We start from the raw sequence: 6,779 nt of genomic DNA, 5'->3' as shown, positions 1-6,779 counted from the left end.
GCGGCCACCAAGCGCCCCGGTTCGGTGATCGTGTACTGGGTTTGCCTCGTCAACCCCCGGTCGATGACCTCGACCAACAGGTCGCGAGGTGAGTTGGCCAGAAGACACTTGCCCACGGCGGTGGCGTGGAGCGGAAGCCGACCACCGACTTCGGTGCGATTCGCGACGGCGGTCCTCGCGGAGATCTTCTCGATGCACAGTGCCTCGCAGTCATCCAGGACGACGAGTTGAACGTTCTCGTGGGTGGCGGCCCACAGATCGTGCATGAGCGGGAGAGCGGCTTCCCTCAGTCCCCGCTGTTGTGGAGCGAGAGCGCCGATCTCCCACAGTCGTACCCCGATTCGATACCGGTTGTCGACCAGTCGATCGAGGCCACCCCAGTCGGTCAACTCCGCGAGGAGACGTCGGGTCGTAGTCGTGGGCAGACCCGTCTTGCTCGAGATCTCCGACATCGTCAGCTCCGGCGTCACGGTCGCGAAGCAGGCCAGTATCGAGAGCAACCTGCTCGCCACGCTGCTTCCCGGCGTCCCTACGTTTCCTGCCATCTTCTCCTCGTCGGAACGGGCAACACTGCACCGCCCCGTTCTCAGATTGCGGCCCGCTCACGAACGGGCAATAGGTATTTCGCGTAGTCGAGTCGGGCAGACGAGAGTAGGGCCGCCTCTCTCTCCATCGATGGGATCAGTCGGTTCTGCTTCTCCACGTCCATGTCACCGTTGGGCCCTGCGATGCTCAGCACGCCCGTGGCAATCCCGAGCTCCGGGTTGACGATGGGCACCGCGATGGCCGATACGCCCGGTTCGTAGGAATCACGGACCACTGCATATCCGCGTTCCCGCGCATTACGGACGAGGGCGACGACGTCATCGATCGTGCGAGGTGCGTTGGGCCCGAAGCCTTCTCGGACCAGACCCTGTCGGAACATCGTCTCCAACGCAGTTTCGTCGCTCATGGTGCCGAGCCATGCGTGTCCGGATGCCGAGCACGACAGTTGGATGTTGTAGTCCATGGGTGGGTCGTACCGTATGTTGCCTCGGGATCCTTGAGCCTTGAGCACCCAGGTGAGGTGCCCGTCGTCGGGAATCGCGAGGCGGGCAAGGGCTCCCGACTCTGCCGCGAGCCGATCTATCGATGGCTTGGCGAGGTCCACCAGGTCGACCCGGCTGAGATAGTTGAGCGTCAACGACACCATCTTCATGCTCAGCGCATAGGTTCCGTCCTGCGCGCTCTGACGCAGATAGCCCTGCTCGGCAAGTTCGGTGAGCAATCGATGGGTCGCGCTGGACGGAACGTCGAGTTTCTTCGCGATGTCGCCGAGTTGCAGGCCCCCTGGGGAGGTCGACAGCAGCTCGAGAATCGCGAGGCCCCTGCTGGCTGCGCCCATGCGTGCCCATCTCCCGTCCGAGTCGACGCCACTGCCCAGTCACTGTAGCCCGAGATAGTGAAATGGTAAACCGTTTTGGAATGGTATTCCACTTTAACGTGCAGCGCTGGTCCGTCGTGGCACATCTGCATCTTCAGTCACTCTGACAACAGCGTGCCTCCGAGGATTTCGGCGGCCGATCTCCTAATCTGCACACACGATGGCTACCTACGGATCGGTCGCGCGCCGCCTCTCCTGCGTCGTTGCCGCCTTGGCACTGTCGACCGCACCCGTGTTCGTCGGCGTGCCCTTCTCGATTGCAATAGCCAGCGCCGACGACGCCTGCCCGTACCGTGTCGCAACGCCGCCTGCCGTCGACTCCTCGGAGGTGCCCGAGGCCGGCGATCCACCCCAGCCACTCCCCGTGCCCGCCAGCCCTCTCGGCGGCGATGCCCTATCGGGATGCGGGATCATCACGGCGCCAGGGACTCCCCCGGTGCCAGACGACATCTCGGCGGAAGCCTGGCTGGTCGCCGACCTGGACACCGGCGACGTGATAGCGGCCAGGGATCCGCACGGCAGGCACCGGCCCGCCAGCATCATCAAGGTCCTCGTCGCGATGCAGGCGCTCAAGGAACTGCCCATCAACAGGCAGGTGATCGGCACCGCCGACGACGCCGCGGCGGAAGGCACCCGGGTCGGGGTCGACCAGGGCGGCGTGTACACGGTCAACGACCTTCTGCACGGCCTGCTCATGCACTCCGGCAACGACGCCGCGCACGCACTCGCAGGGCAACTCGGCGGCATGGACGTCGCGCTGCGGAAGATCAACGACCTCGCAGGCAAGCTGGGCGGCAGAGACACCAGAGCTGCCACACCGTCTGGTCTCGACGGGCCTGGCATGAGCACCTCGGCCTACGACATCGGCTTGTTCTATCGCTACGCATGGCAGAACGCCGTGTTCACCGACGTCGTCTCGACCGAAAAGTTCGACTTCCCAGGCCATCCCGCCCGTGACGGTGGCGAGGACAGCCCTGGTTACGTCCTGGAGAACGACAATCAGCTGCTGTACAACTACCCAGGGGCGATGGGCGGCAAGACCGGCTACACCGACGACGCTGGCCAGACCTTCGTCGGCGCTGCCCAGCGCGACGGCCGCCGGTTGGTGGCGGTGCTGCTGCGCGGCACCCGCCAACCGATCGCACCCTGGGAGCAGGCCGCCCATCTTCTGGACTACGGCTTCGCCACGGCCCCCGGCACCAAGATCGGCGCGCTCATCGAGCCCGATCCGTCGTTGACGGCCAGGAACGAGGTGCCGCTGGGCGACGACGTGCCCGCCCAGGACGTCGCCATGCCGCTCCCCGGGGCCGATGCCGCTCCGGTCCGAGTGGGGGTCGGCGTCGTCGGCTCGATCATCGTGTTCGGCCTCATCATGGCGGCCAGGTCGTTGAACCGCCGCCCCACCCGCTGAACTTCAGCTTCCGCCCCACCCGCTGAACTTCAGCGTCCGCCCCACCCGCTGAACTTCAGCGTCGACGCGTCAGCCGCGAAAGGCCAAGGGCACCAAGCGCTCCGGCCGCCGCAGCAGTGACGGCGCCGCCGATACCCAGCCCTTCCTTGATCTGCACCCTGGTGACGATCTCTGCCGAACCAGGCGGGTCGACGGGAGCGGCGGCGAGGTTGTCCGACGACGTGGCCGCCCACGCCGTCGCGAACAGGATCAACCGTGCCGTGATGTAGGCGAAGACCATCAGCCCGATGATCGGACCGAACGTAGAGCCGGCGGGCCCACCGACGACGGACTTCAGGTAGATCGACGCCACCTGCTTGAAGACCTCGAAGGCCACGGCCGCCAGCAGCCCCGCCCTCATCGCACTCCGAAAGCTCACGGACTCGCGCGGTAGCCGCGCAATGATCCACGTGAACAGCAGCCAAGAGATGGCCAGGGAGACGAGCAGCGATGCGATCCGGAGGAGGACGCCCAACGCGAAGAATTCGGGGATGCCGAACCACTCCAGCACGGTGCGCATCACCGTCCCATTGCCCAACGCGGTGAGCGCAACGGTGAGCACGATCGCGACGAACGCCGACAGCAGCGCAAGCAGATCGGAGACCTTGGTACGCACGAAACCCGGCGGCTCGAGCCGCTGATGGCCCCACATCTGGCTGAGCGCCTCGCGCAGGTTGGCCATCCAACCCAACCCGGCCCACGCGGCTGTCGCCAGCCCGATCAGGCCTATCGAGGTGCGTGCGTCGATCGCCTGGTCCATCAGCTGGATGAGCTGCTGGCCGAGGTCTCCGGACACGGCGCCCTTGATCTTCGCTTCGATCTGGTCGAGCAGTTCGGGCCGACTGTTGAGCACGAAACCGCCCGCGGCGAAACCCACCATCAGCAGCGGGAAGAGCGCGAAGATCGTGAAGTACGTGATGCCGGCGGCGTAGAAGTCGCCCTTGCTGTCGTTGTAGCGCTCCTGGGCGATCATGACGCGGTCGAACCAGCCGAATCGGGCCCGTAGCCGGTCCATCACGCCGGGCTTGGCCGGTTCGGTCACGCCGGCCTCCTGGATGCTGGAACGCTCGTCAACGAGGCTTCGGCAGAAACCCTAGCCGGTCATATACCCGTTTCAGCGTCTTCGCAGACACGTCGTTGGCCCGCTCGGCGCCTGCGGTGAGCGCGGTCTCCAATTCTGCTGGGTCGGCCAGCATCTCGTCGACCCGAGCCTTGATGGGTGTGACGAACTCGACGACCGCATCGGCGGTGTCGACCTTGAGGTCGCCGTAGCCGCGCCCCGAATAACTCTCCACCAGTGCGTCGATGGCGGTACCGGTGACCGCGGACTGGATGGTCAGCAGATTGGAGACGCCCGGCTTCGCCTCGCGGTCGAAGCGGATCTCACGCTCGCTGTCGGTGACGGCGGACCGGATCTTCTTCGCCGTCTTCTTCGGATCGTCCAGCAAGCTGATCAGGCCCGCCTCGGTGGCGGCTGACTTGCTCATCTTCGCGGTCGGGTCCTGCAGGTCGTAGATCTTGGCCGTCGCCTTCGGGATCATCGGCTCGGGCACGACGAACGTGTCGGGGAAGCGGGCATTGAACCGCTGCGCGACGTCGCGCGACAGTTCGAGGTGCTGACGCTGGTCCTCGCCGACGGGAACCAGGTCGCTGCCGTAGAGAAGCACGTCGGCCGCCATCAGCACCGGGTAGGTGAACAATCCGACCGTGGTGGCCTCGGCGCCTTCCTTCTGCGACTTGTCCTTGAACTGCGTCATCCGCGACGCCTGCCCGAAGCCGGTGGAACAGCCCAGCACCCAAGTGAGTTCGGTGTGGGCGGGCACGTGGCTCTGCACGAAGATGGTGCTACGACTCGGGTCGATGCCGAATGCCAGGTACTGCGCCGCGGTGATCAGCGTGCGCTGTCGCAAACGCTCCGGATCCTGCGGGATCGTGATGGCGTGGAGGTCGACGACGCAGAAGTACGCGTCGAACTCGTCCTGCAGGGTCACCCACTGGTTGATCGCGCCCAATGCGTTGCCGAGGTGCAGGGAGTCGGATGTCGGCTGCACGCCGGAGAAGACGACGTGGCGGGATCGGTTCGTGGTGCTCATGATGGGTCCAATCTTTTCACGGCCGCGCAGCGGCCAGATATTCGACGGTCACCGGCGAGTGGTCGGACCAGCGCAGCGCATAGGCCGCGGCCCGCTCCACCCGGGCGGCGCTGGCGCGCGCCGCCAGATCCGGCGTGGCGAGCTGGTAGTCGATCCGCCAGCCCGCGTCGTTGTCGAACGCCCTGCCGCGCCAGCTCCACCAGGAGTAGGGACCCGGCACGCCGGGGTGCAAAACGCGCACCACGTCGACCCCGCCGGTGTCGAGCAGGTCGGTGAGCCACTGCCGCTCACTGGGCAGAAACCCCGACTTCTTGACGCGGGCCTTCCAGACTTTGATGTCGTTCTCCGTGTGGGCAATGTTCCAGTCGCCGCACACCACCGCGTCGCGCCCGTCGCCCGCCAGCACCGCCATCCGGTTGGCCAGCGCGGCCATGAAACGCTCCTTCTCCAGTTGGCGGACGGTGTCGGCCTCGCCGGTCTGGATATACACACTCGCCACGGTGAGGTCGCCGATATCGGCCTCCAGATAGCGGCCATGCAACGCGAATTCGTCGCACTCCAAGTGGCGCACGGCCCTAAGCGGGTGCCGGCTGAGGATGGCAACACCGTTGCGCCCCTTCAGATGTGCGCCAGCCGACGCCAGATGCCAGCCGTCGACCAGAGCGGGTTTCAGCGCGGCCGAGAGTTGGTTGTCGTTGGCACGCGTTTCCTGCAGACACACCACATCGACCGTCGTGTCGGCGAGCCACGTCAGCAGGCCACGGTTCGTCTCCGACCGCTGTTTTACGGCGGCGCGGATGCCGTTGACGTTGATTGTGCTGACGATCACGGATATGGACCCTATCCAGCGCCTTGCGATACCGGCGGTATCACCTTTAGTGTCGGCTGCATGACCGAGCGGGCACCGATACACCTGGGTTCAGGTGAACCGATGCTGTTGCTGCATCCGTTCATGATGTCGCAGAACGTGTGGAAAAAGGTGGCGCCGCAGATTGCTGGGACCGGCCGCTACGAGGTTTTCGCCCCGACCATGCCGGGCCACAACGGCGGTTCGCGCGGGCCGTTCTTCCTGGATTCCCGGTCGCTGGCCGATGACGTCGAACGCCGGCTCGACGCGCTGGGCTGGGGCACCGCGCATATCGTCGGGAACTCGCTGGGCGGCTGGGTGGCGTTCGAGCTGGAGCGCCGCGGCCGGGCCCGCACGCTAACCGGTATCGCGCCAGCAGGCGGCTGGACCCGCTACACGCCGGCGAAGTTCGAGATCGTGGCGAAGTTCGTGGCGGGCCTGCCGGTGTGGCTGTTGACCCGGGCACTGGGTCCGCGCGTGCTGAAACTTCCGTTCAGCCGGCGGATTGCGTACCTGCCGGTCAGTGCGTCGGCCGAGGGTCTGAGCGAGGCCGACCTGATGGACATCATCGACGACGTCACGCACTGTCCGGCCTACTATCAGCTGCTGGTCAAGGCGCTCTTGTTGCCGGGTCTGATGGAGTTGGCCGAAGGCGACGTTCCGACGCACCTGGTGATCTGCGAGAAGGACCGAGTGTTGCCGACGCCGCGGTTCACCCGGCACTTCACCGCCCATATGCCGTCGAACACGCTGGTCACCACGCTTGACGGGGTTGGGCACATACCAATGTTCGAGGCGCCCGGCCGGATTGCCGACCTGATCGTCGACTTCGTGGACCGCTACGCCACGCCGACGCAATCCGCCGGCTAGCCAAGCGCCTTCTTGAGGTCGTCGGCGATCGTGCCGAGATACTCCTCGCTGGTCTGGTAGCCCTGCTCGGGCCCGATCAGCATGGCCAGATCCTTG

7 protein-coding genes are annotated in these 6,779 nt (G+C 65.8%); 2 read left to right on the top strand and 5 right to left on the bottom strand.

Features of this window, described 5'->3' with window-relative positions:
* The coding region (locus ABW137_RS30910) for an IclR family transcriptional regulator (RefSeq protein ID WP_526405900.1) at positions 1 to 545 on the bottom strand (545 nt) is incomplete at its 3' end.
* 41 nt (positions 546 to 586) lie between these two features.
* Complete coding sequence (locus ABW137_RS30905; protein ID WP_526405898.1) at positions 587 to 1,384, bottom strand: IclR family transcriptional regulator; 798 nt, start codon at positions 1,382 to 1,384, stop codon at positions 587 to 589.
* 199 nt (positions 1,385 to 1,583) lie between these two features.
* Between ABW137_RS30905 and ABW137_RS30900 the strand changes: the two genes are divergently transcribed.
* The gene (locus tag ABW137_RS30900; protein ID WP_526405896.1) at positions 1,584 to 2,834 is read left to right on the top strand and encodes a D-alanyl-D-alanine carboxypeptidase family protein; all 1,251 of its coding nucleotides are present in this window, start codon (positions 1,584 to 1,586) and stop codon (positions 2,832 to 2,834) included.
* A 55-nt stretch (positions 2,835 to 2,889) separates the two neighbouring features.
* On the opposite strand, the gene yhjD is transcribed toward ABW137_RS30900, so the two are convergent.
* The 3 genes from yhjD to ABW137_RS30885 are packed head-to-tail and all read right to left on the bottom strand — an operon-like array spanning position 2,890 to position 5,795.
* Positions 2,890 to 3,915: an inner membrane protein YhjD gene (gene yhjD / locus ABW137_RS30895; protein WP_526405894.1), complete on the bottom strand. Its 1,026-nt coding sequence runs from the start codon at positions 3,913 to 3,915 to the stop codon at positions 2,890 to 2,892.
* A gap of 28 nt (positions 3,916 to 3,943) precedes the next feature.
* A complete protein-coding gene (gene trpS, locus ABW137_RS30890) occupies positions 3,944 to 4,966 on the bottom strand; it encodes a tryptophan--tRNA ligase (protein ID WP_526405892.1) in 1,023 nt (340 codons plus the stop codon).
* Positions 4,967 to 4,982: 16 nt separating this feature from the next.
* Entirely contained in the window at positions 4,983 to 5,795 is an 813-nt protein-coding gene (locus ABW137_RS30885) for an exodeoxyribonuclease III (RefSeq protein ID WP_526405890.1), read from the bottom strand.
* Positions 5,796 to 5,855: 60 nt separating this feature from the next.
* Here ABW137_RS30885 and ephH point away from each other — a divergent pair, with 60 nt between their 5' ends.
* Positions 5,856 to 6,683 carry an epoxide hydrolase EphH gene (gene ephH / locus ABW137_RS30880; RefSeq protein ID WP_526405888.1) on the top strand — a complete coding sequence of 276 codons (828 nt, stop codon included), beginning with the start codon at positions 5,856 to 5,858 and terminating at the stop codon, positions 6,681 to 6,683.
* Positions 6,684 to 6,779 lie beyond the last annotated feature (96 nt).

It is taken from the genome of Mycobacterium sp. (genome assembly GCF_040509115.1).
In the GTDB taxonomy this organism is placed as follows: domain Bacteria; phylum Actinomycetota; class Actinomycetes; order Mycobacteriales; family Mycobacteriaceae; genus Mycobacterium.
Note: the sequence above shows the minus strand (reverse complement) of the source record. Positions and strands in the feature narration are given on the sequence as shown.